The sequence below is a fragment of the Yinghuangia aomiensis genome, from assembly GCF_039542225.1.
In the GTDB taxonomy this organism is placed as follows: Bacteria; Actinomycetota; Actinomycetes; order Streptomycetales; family Streptomycetaceae; genus Yinghuangia; species Yinghuangia aomiensis.
Window position 1 is genome coordinate 73,449 of sequence record NZ_BAABHS010000017.1, and the last position, 16,580, is coordinate 90,028.

Below are 16,580 nucleotides of genomic sequence, written 5' to 3' on the forward strand. Positions count from 1 at the left end.
GGCCTCACGCCAGATACGCGTCGTCGAGGACGGTGGACGCGAACTGGTTCTGGGTCACGCCGTGCAGGTCGCCGGTGGCGGCGTACAGCTGCGCCAGCACGACCAGGTCGATGACGAACTGCTGGTCCAGCAGCACTTCGGTCAGGTCCTGGTATGCCGCGCGCGCCGTCGGGCTGTCGGCATCCACCTGCTGCCAGGCGCGCTGGACGATCTCGGTGTAGCGCGGGTCGGAGAACTTCGAGGTGTTCTTCGCCTCGTTGAACGGATAGGCGCTGACCGCGAGTGTCGACGGGTGCAGTTGCGCAAAGCCGTGCGCGCCGACCCACAGCGCGGGCATGGTCTGGCCGATGAGCTGCGTCTGGAACTTCGCCGGGTCCAGCGGCTCCAGCGTGGTCTTGATACCGACCTGCTGGAGGTCGAACTGCACCATCTGGGCGAGCTGCTGTGCCGAGGACAGGTAGGCCAGGGGCAGGTCGAGGTTCCCGGCGCCCGCCTCGGCGAGCAGGGCCTTGGCCTTCGCGGGGTCGTAGGCGTACCGCTTGGCGGTCGCGTCCGAGTAGGCGGGCGAGGACTTGGGCCACGGCGCGGACGACGCCAGGCCGAAGCCGGCGAGGCCCTGCTGCACGATGCGGTCGCGGTTGACCGCGTACGAGACGGCCTGCCGTACGCGCTTGTCGTCCAGCGGCTTGACCGAGACGTTCGCGCCCACGTACCAGGCGCCGTTTCCGGTGTCGAACTGCGTGACGGCGAACTGCTTGTCGTCCTTGACCGGTTGGAGGTCCCGGCCGCCGAGGCCGAGCGCGAGGTGTACCTGCTTGCTGCGCAGCGCGGCGACGAGTGCGTCGCTCTGGCCGATGATGCGCACCTCGACCCCGTCGAAGTACGGCCGGTCCGGCACGAAGTAGTCGGGGTTGCGGGCGAACGACAGGGACGCGCCGGGCGTCCAGCTCTTGAACACGAACGGGCCCGTGCCGACGAGCTTCTTTCCGGTGAGCGCGTCGTCGATCGTCTCCTTGTCCGGGATGATCATGAATTCGAACAGGTCGAAGAGGTTGCTGACCGGATGGGCCAGCCGCAGCGTCAGCTCGGTGGGGCTCTTCACGTCGACGTCGGTGACCACCGCGGCGGTTGCCCGCAACTGCGCGCTGCGCTTGGGTTCTTTGAGGTTGGCGAGCGCGAAGACGACGTCGTCGGACGTGAACGGCCGTCCGGTATGGAACTTCACGCCTTCTCTCAGCTGCAAGGCCACGCTCGTGCCGTCCGGCGCGACCTGCCACGATTTCGCCAGCTGCGGCTGCGGGGCGAGGGTCTTCGGGTCGTACGCGGTCAGCGTGTTGAACACCAGCCGCGGCAGGAAGAACGACGAGCTTTGGGTGAAGAGCAGCGCCGGGGTGAAGTCGGTCAGCGCGCCTATCTGCAGCGTCCCGCCCCGCTTCGGCGCCGCGCTCCCACCGGCCCCGGCCGACTGGCTCTTCCGGTCGTCCACCGCCGACTTGCACGCCGTCAGACCGAGCGCGACGGCGCCCGCTCCGGCGGCGCGCAGCACCGTGCGGCGGCTGGTGGCGAATGCGGGAACAGACATGAGGGTGCTCCTCCGGGTGGTTCGAGGCGGTGGATCGGCGCACGGGAAAGCCCGCACGCGGCAGCGCTCGGAACGACGCGGTCAACCGCGGTTTCCGAGGCGGCGCATGCGTGCGCTCACGGCAAGGGGAAGCGAACGAGATCAGCGGCGGGCCCGCGCACGAGCGCGGGCCCGGCGGGCATCAGCAGGCGGCACAGAGCGCACCCGCGACACGACAGAAGTCGATGTGGGGGCGCGAAACCAGGGCCAGGTGCGAACTCACGGCACGACTGTCTCAGAGAGTTGTGAACACCCCGTTGCCGGAAGCCGGAAGCCCGGGACGCCGTGCGGCCGGGCGCGGCTTGCGCGGCACTCCGGAGCGGAGCCGGTACCTGTCCGATCCCCTGGGAACGGCGTGTGCTTCCCTAGGATTTGAGCAATTGCTCAAATCATGGGCCCGAGGAGTGCCGATGCCCCGTCCGACCTTGTCTGTGCGTACCCCTAACCGTCGACCGGCGCGGCGGTCACGGCGCCGTCGCATCGGCGCCGCCCTCGCGGCGTTCGCCTGCACGGCCGCGATTTCGGCCTGCGGCACGAAAGGCACCGCACCCGGCGTCAAGGGGGGCGGCCCCGCCGTGTCCCAGCGGGACTTGGGCGGACTGGCGGACGAAGCGGCCCGGCTCACGAACACCGCGACCTCGCTCACCGCGCATGCCGTCATCATCGAGGACCGCGGCGACGGGAAGCCCACGGTGCTGACCGTCGACGCGTCGTTCACCTTCGACACGTCCACGGCGTTCGACGTACATGTCACTGGCACGGAGGGGGCCGACGGCGAGTTGATCGAGGTCGGCCAGGGTGTCTACGCCCGCGGCAATTCCGCGTTCTGGAAGCGGTTCACCAACGAGGCCATCACCGCGGACCTCCCCGTCCCGGTGGCGTCCGGCGGCTACGCGAAGGTCCCCTACAAGCAGATCCTGGTCCAGGATCTGCTGCGGCTCCTGGACCCCGCGCCCATCCTGACAACCCCGGGGATCACCTGGAATCCGAGCCGCGAGTCGGACGGCACCCGGCACCTCGCATACACGAACCCGCTCGGCCGGGTCGAGTTCGTCTTCCCCGCGGACGGCGGAGCCTTCCCCCGGCGGATGCTTCACCAGGACTGGCCTCGCTCGACAACCGTGGACTACTCGTCCTTCAACGCGCCCGCCGCCATCGCCCCACCGCCCTCCGCCGAGACCACCGACCTCATGGACTCACCGATCTGGCAGAAGTCCACCTACTCCGTCTTCTGACAGAGCCGTCGGCGAGAACACGCACCGAGCCTCGCCGTCTGCGCACGGGCATGCCACGGCTCCGCGGCAGGTTGGGGTCTCCGAGGGTGCCCGGGGCGTCCACGAAGCCGCCGCTGACGACGGTGCTGCCGGCGTCCGTCTCCACCTGCGGAGCGGCCTTGGGCTTGTACAGGACCTTGCCCGCGTCGGTCGTGGTGACGAGGTTGTCGAAGATCCCGTCGTTGTTGACGGAAGCGGAGGCAGGGGAGGCAGCGGCGAGGGCGGCGGCCGCGGCCGGCACCGCGGCGCCGCGGCGCCGACGGCACGCTTTGTGGTGATCATGATCGTGTCAACGCGGCGCGGCCCGCGAGGTCACGGCCGCATCCGTCGCCTCCCCCGCGGGACCGCGTCGGCATGGTCAGGTGCCGGTCTCGCTCGCCTGCAGCGCGCGCCGGGCAGCGCCGATGGCGTGGGGGTCCCAGCCCGGGCGGGGGACGGAGTCCATGAGCAGGCGGGTGTAGGCGTGGTTCGGGAGGGCCAGGACGTCGGCGGTGCGGCCGGATTCGACGATCCGGCCGCGGCGCATGACGATGACGTCGTCGGTGACGCACCGGACCACGCCGAGGTCGTGGGTGATGAACAGGTAGCCGATGCGGGTCTCCGCGCGGATGTCGGCGAGGAGGTTGAGGATCTGCGCTTGTACCGACACGTCGAGCGCGGCCACGGCCTCGTCGAGGACGAGGATGGCGGGCTCGACGGCGAGCGCCCGGGCGATCGCGACGCGTTGCCGCTGCCCGCCGGACAGTTCGCGGGGCAGCGCGTCGGCGGCCCGGGTGCCCAGGCCGACCTGGTCGAGGAGCTTGCGGATCCGCGGGGCCGGGTCGGTGCCGGGCCGGTGCAGTTTCAGGGTCTCGCGGAGCACGGCTTCGACGCTGGTGCGCGGGTCCAGTGACAGGTAAGGGTCCTGGAAGACCATCTGGATCTGGCGGGCCCGGGCCAGGCGCTCGGCGCGCCCGCCGGGCTGCGCCGTCCGGTCCTGGCCGCGGACCCGGACGCTCCCCGCATCGGCGCGGTCGAGGCCCACGACGATGCGGGCGGTCGTGGTCTTCCCGGAGCCGGACTCGCCGACGATGCCCAGCGAGCCGCCGTCGGGGAGCGTGAAGGACACCTCGTCGACGGCGCGCACTTCGCCGAACGTGCGGCACAGTCCGCGGACTTCGAGCAGGGGGTCAGGCATCGCCGCGCCTCCCTTCGAGACGGTCGCTGTGGTGGCAGGTGGCGGTGTGCGCGGGCTCGCCGCGGGCGGGCATGCGCCGGGGCGCCTCGGTGCCGCACAGGTCGGTGGCGAAAGCGCAGCGCGGCGCGAACGGGCAGCCCGCCAGTTCCTGCCGCAGGTCCGGGGGTTGCCCGTCGATGGCGGCAAGCCGTCCCTGCGGCGCGTCCAGGCTGGGGGTCGAGTCCAGGAGCGCTTTCGTATACGGGTGCCTCGGCCGCGCGAACACCGATGCCGCGGGGCCGGTTTCGGCGATCCGACCGGCGTACATGACGTACACGCGGTCGCTGATCGCCGCCGCCAGGCCCAGGTCGTGGGTGACGAAGAGCAGCCCGGTGCCGAACCGGGCGCGCAGGTCGCCGAGCAGAGCGACGACCTCGGCCTGCGTCGTCACGTCCAGCGCGGTGGTGGGCTCGTCGGCCAGCAGCAGGGCCGGGTCGCCCATGAGCGCGCCGGCGATCATCACGCGTTGCAGCATGCCGCCGGACAGTTGACCCGGGTGGCGGCGCAGCACGTCCGCGGTGAGGCCGACGGCTTCCAGGAGTTCGACCGCGCGGGCTTCCGCGGCGGCCGGTGTCATGATCTTGTTGAGCCGCACGCTTTCGGTGAGGAAGTCGCCGATGCGGCGCAGCGGGTTGACGGCGGCCCGCGGGTCCTGGAAGACCATCGCCGCGGTCTGGGTGCGCAGGCCGCGCAGTTGCCGGGTGTTCATGGCCAGGACGTCCTCGCCCGCCACGCGCACCGTGCCTTCCGTGGTGGCGCCACCTGGCAGCAGCCGCAGGGCGGTGCGCGAGGTGAGGGTTTTGCCCGAGCCGGATTCGCCGACCAAGGCCACGGTCTCCCCCGTGCCGACGGTCAGGTCGACACCGTCGAGGACCGGCCGGGCGGTGCGCGGCAGGCGCATCCGGAGGCCGCGGATCTCCAGCGCCGCGTGGGGGACTCCGCGGGCCGCGGAGAGCGTCTTGCCCGCCGGGCTGTGCTGGGTGGTGTTCATCGGTTCCTCCCGGCGACCTTGTCGGCCCAGCGTTCGCCGACGACGTTGAACGCGACGACGGTCAGGACGATCACTGCGCAGGGGACGATCGCGGAAAGCGGGTAGCCGCTCTGGATCGCGGACTTGCCGTCGAAGACCATGCGTCCCCAGTCCGGGGTGAGGGCGGGTACGCCGAGGCCGAGGAAGGACAGGCCTGCCAGGTCGATGAGGGCGTAGCCGAAGTTGACGGTGCATTGGGCGAGGACGACGGGCGCGATGTTGGGGACGACGTGCCGCAGGCAGATGTCGGTACCGGAGTGGCCTTGCACCTGGTAGGCGGCCACGTACGGGCGTTCGCGTTCGGCCAGGACGAGGGAGCGGGCCAGCCGGGCGACATACGGCAGATACGCGATCGAGAGCGCCACGACCGGCGCGACGAGCCCTTCGCCGTACACCGAGGTGAACAGGATGGCGAGCAGCAGTCCGGGGAAGGCGAGCGTGAGTTCGGTGGTGCGGGACAGGAACGAGTCGAGCCATCCGCCCCGCCATCCGGCGATCACGCCGACGGCACCGCCCGCGAGTGTGGACAGCACCACGACGCCGAGCGGCCCCAGGAGCGAGGTGCGGGCGCCCGCCACGAGCCGGGACAGGGTGTCGCGGCCGGCCGCGTCCACGCCGAGCAGGTGGTCTCCGGACGGCGCGGCGAGCGCGTTGCCCAGTTCCACGGTGTTCGGGTCGTGGGGGGCGATCCACGGCGCGAGCACGGCGACCGTCACGACGAGCGCGACGAAGCCCGCGCTCGCCAGGTACAAGGGGCTGCGGCCGGTCGAGCGGATCCGGGCGAGTCCGGGGCGGCGTACCAACGTCATGCTCATGCGGTGGCCCTCGTTCCCAGGGTGATGCGGGGGTCGACGACCGGCAGGAGGAGGTCGATGAGCAGGTTCACCGTCATGAACAGGCCGACGATGATGAGGGAGATGGCCTGGACGACCGGGAAGTCCTTCGTGGTGGAGGAGAGTTCGAGGAGCTGCCCGATGCCTCCCACGCTGAACGCCGTCTCGACGAGGACGGTGCACACCAGCAGGCTGGAGACGATGAGTCCGCCGGTGGTCAGCACCGCGCCGAGGGCGTTGCGGAAGACGTGCCGGCTGATGACGTGGCGTTCGGGCACGCCGCGGCTGCGGGCGACCGCGACGTGCTCGGAGTTGAGCTCCTCGAGCATGGCGCTGCGGGTGACCCGGGCGAGCATGCCGACCAGGTAGAGCGCGAGCGCGACGGCCGGGAGCGTCAGATGCCACAGCATGGCGCCGAAGCCGTCGCCGCTGCCGCTCCCGCTGGAGGGGAACCAGCCGAGTTCGACCGCGAAGAAGCCTTGCAGCAGGATCGCGGCGACGAACGCCGGGGTGCCGATCGCGAAGGTGGTCCCGACGAGGATCGCCGAGTCGGTCGCCCCGCCGCGCACCGCACCGGCCCAACCCAGGGCAAGCCCGAGCACCACCACGACGACGAGGGCCATGCCGACCAGCAGCAAGGTGGTGGGCAGGCGCGAGGCGAGCAGGTGGGACACGTCGGTGCGGTACTCGATCGACCGGCCGAAGTCGCCGCGCAGGATGTTGCCGAGCCAGCGCAGGTACTGCTCGATGAACGGGTCGTTCAGGTGGTACTGCCTGTCGATCGCCGCGAGGGCGGCAGGCGAAGCCGACCGCCCTCCCAGCAGGAAACTCGCCGGATTGCCCGGCGCGAGGTACATCGCGCCGAAGACCACGAACGAAGCGCCGAGCAGCGTGGCGACCATTTCCAGCAGCCGCCGGACGGCGAATCTCACGAAATTCACCCGGCGGCCCCCACATCCGCTGCCCACGGGTAGTACATGTAGGCGATGGTCGTCGGCGCGCCGGTGATCTTCTTGTTCAGGAAGACCGTCGACGGCCACTCGGCTATGGGCATCCACAGCACGTCGTCCGCGGCCTTCTGCTGGAGCTTCGCCTCCAGCGCGAACCGCTGCGCCGGGTCGTAGGTCTCGGTGATCTTGGCGACCAGGGCGTCGTACTCCGCGTCGCTGTAGCCCGCGTGGTTCTGGTAGCCGCCTGTGCGGAAGTTCCGCAGCAGGTCGACCGGGTCGGTGACGGACAGGTAGTACGTCTCCGGGAACATGTCGATGCCCTCGCGGGCCTTCGGGTCGGTGAACAGCGCCGAGAACGCGTCGGGGGCGATGGTCTTCAGTTCGACCTTGAGGCCGATCCGGGTGCCGGCGTCCTGGATCGCGGTGGCGACGAGGGAGACGTCCTGGCCGATGGGGCTGGTGGCGACGGTGACCGTCTTGCCCTTGGCGCCCGCTTCCTCGACGAGCTTCTTGGCCTGCTCGATGTCCTGCGTGCTCGGCGGCAGGTGGTCGAACGCGGCGGCCTGCGCATCGGCCGGGGCTCCCGCCCACGCGGCGCGCGGGGTGAGGGAGCCGGTGGGCGTGCCGTTCCCCGCGAGGGCGGTCTTGACGATCCCGGGGCGGTCCAGCGCCATCGACAGGGCCTTGCGCACCCGGATGTCGGCGAGGGTGCCCTTCATGCTGGTGACGTTGACGTTGAGGGTGCTCAGGCCCTCGCCGAAGTACAGCGTGCCTGCACCGCTGGTGCGCAGCCGCTCGTAGCTTTCGCTGGGGATGAGGAAGCCGCCGTCGACCTCGCCGCTGAGCATGGCGTTGGTGCGCGCCGAGGCGTCGGTGAGGAATTTGAACTCGACGGTCTTGGCCTTGGCCTTGGTGCCCCAGTAGTCGTCGAAGCGCTCCAGCTTGAGGGACTGGCCCTTGGCCCAGTCGCCCAGCTTGTACGGGCCGGTGCAGTCGAGGCTGCCGGTGGTGCCGTAGTCCTTGCCGGCCGCCTCGACGCCCTTCTTGCTCGCCACCACGCCCGCCGCGGTGGCCATGAGCTGCGGGAACAGCGAGTCGGCCTGCTTGAGCTTGACGGTGATCTGGAGCGGTCCGGTGGCGGTGACCGTGTCGACGTTCTCGAACGACTCGGCCCACGCGGCGCCGGTCTCGGGGTCCATCTGGCGGCCGAAGCTGTAGACCACGTCGTCGGCGGTCATCACCGACCCGTCGTGGAACTTCACGCCGGGCCGCAGGTCGTACACCCAGGTGGTGGGATCCGGGTTGGACGCCTTCTGCGCCAGGCCCGGTGCCATGGTCAGTTGCGGGGTCCAGCGCATCAGGCTCTCGCAGACGTTGGAGAGCACCGTGTTCTGCGGGTAGTCGAACGCCGCGGTGTAGTCCAGGGTGAGCGGTTCGGCGTACAGCGCCCAGCGGTAGGAGTCGATGTCGCCCTTGGCCGGCGGAGTACCCGGGGACAGCCGGTAGTTCGCGGCCTGCTGGGCCGGGTCGTGCTTGGGCGGCCCGGAGCAGCCGGCGACCATCGCGAAGGCCGCCGCGGCGGCGGCGACCGGCAGCACCGTCCGGCGCAGGTGGCGCGCGCGGCCGCGGGCGTGGGGAGCGGGTCTCGTCATCGGAGTCTTCCTTCGGTGGTCATCGGGCGTGCGTGGCGGGGACCTGCTGGGTGATGCAGTGGACGCCGCCACCGCCGAACGCGACGGTGCGGGTCGGGACTCCGACGACCTTGCGGTCGGGGAACGCGGCCTGGATGACGGCGAGCGCGCCGGCGTCCTCCGGGTGGTCGGCGACCGGCACGACCACGCCGCCGTTGGCGATGTAGAAGTTGAGGTAGCCGACCTCGATCTCCTGGCCGCCCCACTCGACGAACGCGGCCTGGGTGACGTCGGTGATCTCGAACGGCCGTCCCTGGGCGTCGGTGGACGCCTCCAGCACCGCGCGGTTCGCCCGCATGCGCGCGTAGTCGGGGTGCTCCGGGTCGGCGGGCAGCTGCACGATGACCTTGCCGGGTGCGGTGAACGCGCAGACGCCGTCGACGTGTCCGTCGGTCTCGGTGTCGAGCAGCCCGCCGTACGGCAGCCAGACGATCTTGGTGACGCCGAGGCGGGCCTTCAGCTCGGCCTCGATCTCGGCTCGGCTCATCCCCGGATTGCGGTTCGGGTGCAGCAGGCACTGCTCGGTGGTGATGAGGGTGCCTTCGCCGTCGACGGTGATGGCGCCGCCTTCAAGAATCATGTGCGAGCCGATCCGCGGGTCGCCGAGCACGTCGGTCAGCGCCGCGGCGATCTTGTCGTCGGCGTCCCACGGGTGGTGCTTGCCGCCCCAGGAGTTGAAGCGGAAGTCGACACCCGCCCGCGAACCCGCTTCGTCCAGCACGAAGATCGGGCCGGAGTCGCGGAACCACGAGTCGTCGATGGGGAGTTCGATGATCTGGATGCCGTCCCCGCAGAGTTCGCGGGCGCCTTCGGCCGCGCCGGGGACGGTGACCATGGTGACGGGCTCGAACGCGGATATGGCACGCGCGACGGCGGCGTACTCGCGCTTGGCGTGGTCGAACATGTCGCCCCACAGCTCGGGCCGGGTGGGCCAGGCCATGAGGCAGCCGTCGTGGGGGGTCCACTCGGCGGGCATGCGGTAGTTCACGGGCTTCTCGTTTCGTTCGGTGGAGTTCGTTCGGCGGAATCCGCCGGTGGATGTCGTTCGGTCGACGTCGTGCGGTCGACGTCGTGCGGTCGATGTCGTGCGGTGGATCTCAGAGGAAATACAGCCGGTTCAGCGGGACTTCGTCCGCGGCTTCGGAGTGCACCGGGGTGCCGTCGAGGGTCACCAGGCCGGTGCGGGCGTCGACCTGCACGTGTCCGGTGCGCGCGTTGTGCACCATGTCGGCGGGGCCGATACCGCGGGTGCCGCGGACGGCGACCCGGCGGCGGCGTGTGGTCATGCCGTCGTAAGGCCGGTCGGCCGACCCCGACTCGGCGGCGGCCCGGCTCACGAAGGCCACCGACAGGTCGGCCGGCGTCGCGCCGTGCCCGCCGAACAGCGGCCCCATCACCAGGGGCTGGCAGTTGTCGGTGGCGGCGTTCGGGTCTCCGGTGACGCCGTAGGCGGGGAACCCGGACTTGAGGACCATCTGCGGCTTGGCCCCGAACGCCGCCGGGCGCCACAGCACGATGTCGGCGAGCTTGCCGACCTCGATCGAGCCGATCTCGTGCGAAAGACCGTGCGCGATGGCCGGGTTGATGGTGAGCTTCGCGATGTACCGGAGCACGCGCGCGTTGTCGTCGTCCGGCCCGTCCCCGTCCGCCGGGCCGAACTCGCGCTTCATCTTCCCGGCGACCGCGAAGGTGCGGCGCACGGTCTCCCCCGCGCGGCCCATGCCCTGGGCGTCGGACGACGTGATGCCGATGACGCCCAGGTCGTGCAGGACGTCCTCGGCGCCCATCGTCCCGGCCCGGATGCGGTCGCGCGCCATGGCGTCGTCGCCGGGCAGATCCGTCTTGAGGCCGTGGACCGAGACGATCATGCCGTAGTGCTCGGCCACGGCGTCCCGCCCGAACGGCAGCGTGGGGTTGGTGGACGAGCCGATGACGTTGGCGACCCCGGCCATCTTCAGGACGTTCGGGACGTGCCCGCCGCCGCAGCCTTCGATGTGGAAGGCATGGATGGTGCGGCCTTCCAGCACCGACAGCGTGTCCTCGACCGACAGGCACTCGTTCAACCCGTCGGTGTGCAGCGCCACTTGCACGTCGTGGTCCTCGGCCACCCGCAGCGCGGTGTCGAGGGCGCGGGCGTGGGCGCCCATGTCCTCGTGCACCTTGAACCCGCAGGCGCCGCCTTCCGCGAGCGCTTCGACGAGCGGCGCCGGGTCGGAGGCCGAACCGCGGCCGAGGAAGCCGATGTTCACCGGCCACGCGTCGAACGAGTTGAAGGCGTGCCGCAGCGCCCACGGCGAGTTGACCCCGACGCCCCACAGCGGCCCGAACTCCTGGCCGATGATCGTGGTGACGCCCGACGCCAGCGACGCCTCCATGATGCGGGGGCTGAGGAGGTGGACATGGGTGTCGATGGCCCCCGCCGTGGCGATGAGGCCCTCGCCGGACACGATCGCCGTGCCGGTGCCCACGACGACGTCCACACCGTCGAGGGTGTCCGGGTTGCCGGCCCGCCCGATCGACGCGATGCGTCCTTCACGGATGCCGACGGACACCTTGCGGATGCCCTGGATCGCGTCGATCACCACGACGTTGCTGATCACCACGTCGCACGTCTCGCGCACCGTCAGGGCTTTGAGGTGCAGGCCGTCGCGGGCGGTCTTGCCGAACCCGGCCAGGAACTCGTCCCCGGGGGCTTGTGCGTCGGACTCGACGCGGACGACGAGCCCGGAGTCGCCGAGGCGGATCCGGTCGCCGGCCCGGGGGCCGTGCACGGCCGCGTAGTCATGGCCGTCAAGAGTGCTGCCGCTCACGGGAGTTCCTTTCCGAGCACGGGTTCGAGGCCGGGTATGGAGTCCGCGCGGCCGGCGGGCTGGTCGGCTTCGGCACCGAGGTAGCCGCAGGCCGCCGCGCGGCGCAGCGCCTCCGCCTTGGCGCCCGGAGCGTCCAGCGGCCCGTCGACCAAGCCCGCGAAACCGATCGCGATGCGCGCGCCGCCGATCGGCACCAGGCCGACTTCCACGTCGGCCCCGGGGTCGAACCGCGTCGACGCGCCCGCGGGCGCCGCCAGACGCATGCCGTAGGCGGCGGCCCGGTCGAAGCGGAGGCGCGGATTGGCTTCGAAGAAGTGGAAGTGGGAGGTGACGCTGACCGGCACCGCCGCGGTGTTGCGCACGGTGAGGCGCAGCGCGGGCTCGGGGCCGGGGGTGGTCGCGACCGCCGGGATCACCGCACCGGGCGCGGCGTCGCCGTTGCCGGGATGGCCGAACGGGTCGGCCACCACGGCGAGCCGGGTGCCGTCCGGGAACACGGCTTCCACGTAGACCTCGGTGACGAGGTCGACGACGCCCGGCAGCACGTCGTCCGGGCCGAGCACGCCGCGCCCGGCCGCGATCGCGGCCGCCAAGCGGTGCCCGGCGCGGGCCGCCTCGCAGACGGTGTCGGCGATCAGCGCGGTCGCCTCGGGCATGTTCAGCAGCAGCCCGGCGTCGCGCCGTCGGCGCGCGAGTTCGGCCGCGGTGAACAGCAGCAGCCGATCTCGCTCGGTCGGGGTCAACTGCACGGTGTCTCCAGGTGGTTCGGGGCAGGCGAAACAGAGCGGGCGGCTCGGGGCGGCCGACTCGCGACGGTCTGGCGGGGTGGCGGGGTGGCGGTCTGAAGGGGTGGCGGTCTAGCGGGGAGCGGGCGCGGCCGGCTGGTCGTGGGTGGCGCAGTGGATGCCGCCGCCGCCGGACGCGACGGCGTCGATCGGGACGGGCACGATCTCCCGGCCGGGGAAGTGGTCGCGCAGGATCTGCCGCGCCCGGTCGTCGGCGCGCTTGTCGCCGAACCGCGGCATGAACAACGCGTCGTTGGCCACATAGAAGTTGGCGTAGCTGGACACGAACGCGTCGCCGCGTCCGGTGATCAGGTCCGGGTCGGGCTGCGGGAGGTCGACGACCTGGAAGCGCTTGCCCTGGGCGTCGGTCTCGCGCTCGAGTACGGTGCGGGCCTGCTCGCCGGCGCGCGTCCACGAGTCCGCGGGACCGCCGGGGAACGGCGTGTCGAGCAGGACGGCCCCGGAGGCCGCACACCGGACGAGGCAGTCGACGTGCGCGTCGGTGATGTCCTCGCCGCGGACGCCCGCGAACCAGACCACGCGGGTGACGCCCAGCGTCCGCTTGAGTTCGTCCTCGATCTGCTGCCGGCTCTTGCCCGGGTTGCGGTTGTCGTTGACCACCGAGCTTTCGGTGACGAGCAGGGTGCCGCGGCCGTCGGTCTCGAACGAGCCGCCTTCCGCGACCAGGGGTGCTTGGCTGCGGGGGATGCCGTAGCGCGCGAGGACGGCCTGGGCGACCCGGGCGTCGTTGTCGTGGCGCTGCTTGTTCCCCCAGCCGTTGAAGTTGAAGTCGACCCCGGTGACGGTGCCGCCGTCCTCGACGAACACCGGTACGGTGTCCCGCGCCCACAGGTCGTCGACGGGGACGGCGACGACCTCGGTGTCGCTCCCGCACGCCTTCTGCGCGGCGGCCTGCTGGTTCGCGGAGGCCAGGACGACGACCGGCTCGTACGCGGCGACCGCTCGGGCCAGCCCGGCGATGTCGTCGCGTACCGCGGGCAGGTCCTCGCCCCAGATCCCGGTGCAGGCCGGCCACGCCATGAACGTGCGCTCGTGCCGGTCCCATTCGGCGCCCATCCGGCGGGCCGGAGACCCGGGAGACCCCGTGGACGCCCCTCCCGAAGCCTGCGGACCGGCGGTCTCCCCGGAATCGCCGGGTGTTGCGTCCTCGGCGGTACAGGCGGTGGCGCCGAGGGCGACGGCACCGGCACCGAGCAGGCCGCGCAACACGGCACGGCGGGACGGGAAGACAGCGGACACGGGGAACTCCGGGAGGGGCGTACGAGGGGCGCCGGAGACGGCCGGCACCCGGGGCGGTGCGGTTCGGTGTGCTTCGGTTCGGTGCGGTTCGGTGCGGTTCGGTGCGGTGCGGGAGGACGGTTTACGGCACCGGCTCCTGCATGGTGCTGCAGTGGATGCCGCCGCCACCGCCGCCGACGCGGTCGGTGTCGAGCTGCACCACCTGGCGGCCGGGGTACGCGGCGGCGACGACCTGGCGGGCCGCCTCGTCCTTGGTCCGGTCGCCGAACTGGGACATGACCACGCCGCCGTTGCAGACGTGGAAGTTGACGTAGGAGTCGACGAAGTCCGGGTTCGTCGAGCGGAGGGTGTCCGGACCGTCGATGCGGATGACCCGGAGGCGGCGCCCGCGGGCGTCCGTCGCGGCGGACAGGATCGCGAGCTGCTTGCGGGCGTCCTGCGCCCAGATGTCGGTGCGGTTCGCGGGCGGGACCTGCACCATGACGACGCCGGGGGCGATGAAGCGCGACGTGGCGTCGATGTGGTCGTCGGTGATGTCCTGCCCCTTGATGCCGGGCACCCAGATCATCTTGCTCGCGCCGTACGCGGCCAGCACGGCCTGCTCGACCTGCGCCTTGGTCATTCCGGGGTTGCGGTTGCTGTTGACCAGGCTGGACTCGGTGGCCATCACGGTGCCGTCGCCGTCGGTCTCGATCGCGCCGCCCTCGCCGGTGAACCCGACGCGGGTGAAGGCGAGTCGGTCGTAGGCGGCGATGTTCGCGGCGACCCGGGCATCCTTGGCATGGGTCTGCTTGTTCCCCCAACCGTTGAATCCCAGACCGATGGCGTCGCGGCCGCCTTGCCCGTCGGTACGGAAGACCGGCGCGGTGTCGCGCGCCCACAGGTCGTCGACGGGGATCGAGCTGATGACGGTGACCGTGGAGCCGCACTTGGCGCGCGCGGCGCTCGCGCTGGAGGCGTCCGGCGCGCACATGACCACCGGCTCGAACCGGGCGATGGTCTTGGCGATCAGGGCGATGTCGTTCTGCACCCCGGTCAGCTGCCGGCCCCAAATGGCGGAACTCGCGGGCCACGCCATCCACGTGCGGACGTGCGCGACGTCGTCGGACGGCACCCGCAGGGCCGCCGCAGCCCGCGCGGCGGGGGCCAGGACGGCTTGGCCGCCGACCGCAAGGCCGGCCGCGCCGAGCAGGACCCCGCCGAGCACACTGCGGCGCGAGGGACCTGCGCCGGCGGCCTCCGATGCGGGGCTGGGGGTATTGCTGCGCACTCCATGCATGGCTGACTCCCTGTCGGGTGATAGCTCCGCCGTTCGGGCGGCACGGATGGACTCGGGTGGACGGGCTGTGCGGGCGAACGGACGCGGCGGCGACCGGACACCCGGATGGACGGACTGTGCGGTGAACGACGCGCGGGCGTGCGAACACCCAAGGGGCGAACCCCGGGTGGACGGGCACTGCGGCGAACGCACGCCCAGGGGCGAACGCTCGGTGAACGAGGGGACTGCGGCGGCACGGGGACGCGCACGGCACCCGGAGCCCCGCCAGACGGTTCCGGATGTTCCGGCGCTCGGCGGTTCCGGCGGTTCTCGAGCCACCGGACCGGCCTCCCGCCCCCGCGTCCCCGCGACCACGGGTTGCCGGGCGGCAGGCCGCTCCTGGTGTGCCCACACTGTTCCACTGACTGAAAAGTCAGTCAATACCGCGGAGGCGATTCGGCCACGGAGGAGGCGACGGGGCTTGCTGCGGGCCGCACCGACAGACCGCGGCGTGCGCCCGGTGTTCGCCCAGAGACAGATCGCCGCGCGGCGCACCCTGCCGCCCGGCGTGCGACACCCGCGGCCGAACCTCACCACCGCCCACCGTCACGCGCGCACACCGCACAAGGAACCGACACCAGAACCCGTCGGCACCCCCGCGAGCCAGGCAACCCACGCCCGACACACCCCAGACCCGAGGCTCACCACCGCCCACCGCCACGCGCCCAGCACCCGTGCACCCCACACGAGGAACCGGCGGGAGAAACCGCTCCCCTTGCGGGTCACGGGAGTTGACGGGTGACGGCGCTTGGGGCGGGCGGGTTTCCGCGCTGCGCCATGCGCACCCAAGCGGCGCGGGCTCGGCCGCGGTCGCGGCCATCGACGGTGCGGGACCGGCAGACCGGCCCGAGCAGGCGGATCCCCCAGGTCCACCGGATCGACCGGGATCCATCGGCCCGTCGCACGTCGTTCGCCCGACCGGATCAGCCGAGTCGGCAGGCCAGCCGGTCAGGCGGTCGGGCGGTCAGGCGGGCCAGACAGGCCGGCAGGTCCGCAGCCCAGGGACGCCGGTCGGCCACTCCCTCCGCCACACCGATCAGCCGAAGCCGCCTCCCCCGTCAGACGCGGCCCAGCGCGTCCAGCTCCCCGTCGATCGCGCCGAGTATCAGCGCCCGGGCGCGATCCAGCGTGAGCCCCTCGCTCAGCCAGCGGCCGCTCAGCCCCTCGAGGAGTGCCGTGAGGCGCTGTGCGGCTTCCAACGCCCGGTCCCCCGGCACGGCCGGCAGGACCGCCGCGATCAGGTCGGCGACCTCGCCGTCCCATACCCGCGTGGCCTCCGCGAGGTCCGCGCGCAGCAGGACGTCGAACATCGCGCTGGCCCGCAACTCGCCCCACGCCGTGCTGTTCTCCCGCACCTCGGCGGTGTCCTGGAACTCCAAGAGCAGCGTCTGCTCCAGCACCGCGCGCGGGTCCGCCAAGTGCTCGGCGGCGACGTGCTCGGCCGTGTACCGCTCGGCGCGGTTGTTGATGAACTCCAGGGTCGCGCGCAGGACTCCGGCGCGGTCCTTGAAGTGGTAGTAGATGAGGCCGTTGGATACCCCGGCCTCGGCGGCCAGTTCCTCGATGCGCAGGCCCCGGACCCCACGGCGGGCGATGAGCCGCGCCGCGGCTTCCATGATCACGGTACGACGGTCCTGGGCCATGGTTCGCCACCCTACCGTCCGGCCCCTGGCGCACCACGCGCCCCGCCCGGGCACCGGCCGCGGCGGCGTTCCCCGTGATCGCAGGGCTGTCCGCACGCTAGGATGACTGAATATTCAGTCAGCACGAGGGGGCGGCCGGGCGCCACCCC

14 protein-coding genes are annotated in these 16,580 nt (G+C 71.8%); 1 reads left to right on the forward strand and 13 read right to left on the reverse strand.

Annotated elements, in window-relative coordinates; all coding sequences use genetic code 11:
- Positions 1-4 precede the first annotated feature (4 nt).
- Positions 5-1,582 carry an ABC transporter substrate-binding protein gene (locus ABEA93_RS23550; protein WP_345677703.1) on the reverse strand — a complete coding sequence of 526 codons (1,578 nt, stop codon included), beginning with the start codon at positions 1,580-1,582 and terminating at the stop codon, positions 5-7.
- Positions 1,583-1,763: 181 nt separating this feature from the next.
- The gene (locus ABEA93_RS42165) at positions 1,764-1,844 is read right to left on the reverse strand and encodes a putative leader peptide (protein ID WP_423530623.1); all 81 of its coding nucleotides are present in this window, start codon (positions 1,842-1,844) and stop codon (positions 1,764-1,766) included.
- A 352-nt stretch (positions 1,845-2,196) separates the two neighbouring features.
- On the opposite strand from ABEA93_RS42165, the gene ABEA93_RS23555 reads away from it, so the two are divergent.
- A complete protein-coding gene (locus ABEA93_RS23555; RefSeq protein WP_345677704.1) occupies positions 2,197-2,856 on the forward strand; it encodes a hypothetical protein in 660 nt (219 codons plus the stop codon).
- A 397-nt stretch (positions 2,857-3,253) separates the two neighbouring features.
- Here ABEA93_RS23555 and ABEA93_RS23560 read toward each other — a convergent pair whose 3' ends face one another.
- The 11 genes from ABEA93_RS23560 to ABEA93_RS23610 form a co-directional block, all read right to left on the reverse strand.
- Positions 3,254-4,072, reverse strand: coding sequence for an ABC transporter ATP-binding protein (locus tag ABEA93_RS23560; RefSeq protein ID WP_345677705.1), 819 nt, complete (start codon positions 4,070-4,072; stop codon positions 3,254-3,256).
- Positions 4,065-5,102, reverse strand: coding sequence for an ABC transporter ATP-binding protein (locus ABEA93_RS23565; RefSeq protein ID WP_425585059.1), 1,038 nt, complete (start codon positions 5,100-5,102; stop codon positions 4,065-4,067). Before ABEA93_RS23565 ends, ABEA93_RS23560 begins: the two co-directional genes overlap by 8 nt.
- On the reverse strand, positions 5,099-5,956 hold the full coding sequence (locus ABEA93_RS23570) for an ABC transporter permease (protein ID WP_345677706.1): 858 nt from the start codon (positions 5,954-5,956) through the stop codon (positions 5,099-5,101). The genes ABEA93_RS23565 and ABEA93_RS23570 overlap by 4 nt, the downstream gene beginning before the upstream one ends.
- Entirely contained in the window at positions 5,953-6,915 is a 963-nt protein-coding gene (locus ABEA93_RS23575) for an ABC transporter permease (RefSeq protein ID WP_345677707.1), read from the reverse strand. The genes ABEA93_RS23570 and ABEA93_RS23575 overlap by 4 nt, the downstream gene beginning before the upstream one ends.
- Complete coding sequence (locus ABEA93_RS23580) at positions 6,912-8,576, reverse strand: ABC transporter substrate-binding protein (RefSeq protein ID WP_345677708.1); 1,665 nt, start codon at positions 8,574-8,576, stop codon at positions 6,912-6,914. The genes ABEA93_RS23575 and ABEA93_RS23580 overlap by 4 nt, the downstream gene beginning before the upstream one ends.
- 19 nt (positions 8,577-8,595) lie before the next feature.
- Positions 8,596-9,603, reverse strand: coding sequence for an agmatine deiminase family protein (locus ABEA93_RS23585; RefSeq protein WP_345677709.1), 1,008 nt, complete (start codon positions 9,601-9,603; stop codon positions 8,596-8,598).
- A 109-nt stretch (positions 9,604-9,712) separates the two neighbouring features.
- Entirely contained in the window at positions 9,713-11,425 is a 1,713-nt protein-coding gene (locus ABEA93_RS23590) for an urease subunit alpha (RefSeq protein ID WP_345677710.1), read from the reverse strand.
- A complete protein-coding gene (gene ureA, locus ABEA93_RS23595) occupies positions 11,422-12,174 on the reverse strand; it encodes an urease subunit gamma (protein ID WP_345677711.1) in 753 nt (250 codons plus the stop codon). The genes ABEA93_RS23590 and ureA overlap by 4 nt, the downstream gene beginning before the upstream one ends.
- A 108-nt stretch (positions 12,175-12,282) precedes the next feature.
- A complete protein-coding gene (locus ABEA93_RS23600) occupies positions 12,283-13,470 on the reverse strand; it encodes an agmatine deiminase family protein (protein WP_345677712.1) in 1,188 nt (395 codons plus the stop codon).
- A gap of 121 nt (positions 13,471-13,591) precedes the next feature.
- Positions 13,592-14,749, reverse strand: coding sequence for an agmatine deiminase family protein (locus tag ABEA93_RS23605; protein WP_345677713.1), 1,158 nt, complete (start codon positions 14,747-14,749; stop codon positions 13,592-13,594).
- Between the two features lie 1,097 nt (positions 14,750-15,846).
- On the reverse strand, positions 15,847-16,431 hold the full coding sequence (locus ABEA93_RS23610) for a TetR/AcrR family transcriptional regulator (RefSeq protein ID WP_345677714.1): 585 nt from the start codon (positions 16,429-16,431) through the stop codon (positions 15,847-15,849).
- Between the last annotated feature and the right edge of the window lie 149 nt (positions 16,432-16,580).

Coding starts and splice junctions, on each gene's coding strand:
- ABEA93_RS23550 (WP_345677703.1), bottom strand. CDS start 1,582: ATGTCTGTTCCCGCATTCGCCACCAGCCGCCGCACGGTGCTGCGCGCC.
- ABEA93_RS23560 (WP_345677705.1), bottom strand. CDS start 4,072: ATGCCTGACCCCCTGCTCGAAGTCCGCGGACTGTGCCGCACGTTCGGC.
- ABEA93_RS23565 (WP_425585059.1), bottom strand. CDS start 5,102: ATGAACACCACCCAGCACAGCCCGGCGGGCAAGACGCTCTCCGCGGCC.
- ABEA93_RS23570 (WP_345677706.1), bottom strand. CDS start 5,956: ATGAGCATGACGTTGGTACGCCGCCCCGGACTCGCCCGGATCCGCTCG.
- ABEA93_RS23580 (WP_345677708.1), bottom strand. CDS start 8,576: ATGACGAGACCCGCTCCCCACGCCCGCGGCCGCGCGCGCCACCTGCGC.
- ABEA93_RS23605 (WP_345677713.1), bottom strand. CDS start 14,749: ATGCATGGAGTGCGCAGCAATACCCCCAGCCCCGCATCGGAGGCCGCC.
- ABEA93_RS23610 (WP_345677714.1), bottom strand. CDS start 16,431: ATGGCCCAGGACCGTCGTACCGTGATCATGGAAGCCGCGGCGCGGCTC.